Below are 1,123 nucleotides of genomic sequence, written 5' to 3'. Positions count from 1 at the left end.
TTTTTCCAACACCTTCGGTGCTACTTCTGTGGCTTTATTCACTGAATTTGACGTTGAAGAAATTGCTGACCTTTCTATTCAAGAATTAATTGATTTCTTAGTTGAAAAAGGTAAAATAGATTTTCTGATCCCGAAGGCTACGCTAAAGAATCAAAAGAATTGCACGTAATTGCTATAATATTGACCGTGATATTCAAGATGCTGTTAATCTAACTTTAGAGACATCTTTAGATACAATTAAAAGCTTTAAAAAGTAGTTTAAAACGTGTCAATAAAGCTATTGAGCGTGAAGTCTCTAAGTTTCAACAGACTCTAGATTCTATACCTGGTATTGGACCAATCTTCACTTCCGGTATAATTGCTGAAATTGGCAATATATCGAATTTTACTGATGAAGCTAAACTAGCTAAATACGCTGGCTTAGTTTGGAAACATAAGCAATCTAATAACTACAAAAGTGATGAAACTGGTATGAGTAAATATGGTAATAAATATCTCAGATATTACTTGATACAAGCTGCCAATTCAGTTAAAAACTATTGCCCTGAATATAAAGACTATTATTCTAAAAAGCACAAAGAGTCAACTAAACATAAACACAAGCGAGCATTAGTTTTGAGTGCTAGAAAGTTAGTACGGCTTATTTTCGTTCTGCTGCGCGATAATGTGCTTTATGATCCTTCCCAGTACCTCAATTCATCTGGAGGTGATTATCAGACCTAAAACCTCTAGACTTTTAGAGAATAGTCTATAAAGAATCTCTCTAAAATTAAGTTATTTAAGTTTACACCCAGATTTAATAACTTATTTTTAGTAATGTTATAACTAGCTATAGCTCTGTTAAATTTAACCATTTATACAGGGTATGGGTGTGCTATGCCTAATTTTAGGCAATTAACTGGGTAATTTTTGTTTAAATTTTCTCTTGACATATTACCCTACCACTTTATACTCAAAAAACGGTAAAATAAGAGCAGATTTAGATCACTTTTTTCCTAAATCTAAATATCCTTACCTTTCTATGTCAATATTTAATTTAGTACCTAGCTGTAAGTTTTGTAATTCTTCTTTAAAGAATACTACAGAATTTTCATATGATGAATATTTGAATCCTTATGAGAGG

At 31.3% G+C, this 1,123-nt stretch carries 1 protein-coding gene; it reads left to right on the top strand.

The features are described from left to right. The first annotated feature begins 231 nt into the window (after window positions 1–231). Entirely contained in the window at window positions 232–723 is a 492-nt protein-coding gene (locus HALSAC_RS17795) for a transposase (protein WP_084804307.1), read from the top strand. Window positions 724–1,123: the final 400 nt, after the last annotated feature.

Origin of the sequence: Halonatronum saccharophilum DSM 13868, assembly GCF_000517025.1 — a bacterium.
GTDB lineage: Bacteria > Bacillota > Halanaerobiia > Halobacteroidales > Halobacteroidaceae > Halonatronum > Halonatronum saccharophilum.
The sequence above is the reverse complement of the archived record's forward strand: the minus strand, read 5'-3'. Positions and strand labels throughout refer to the sequence as shown.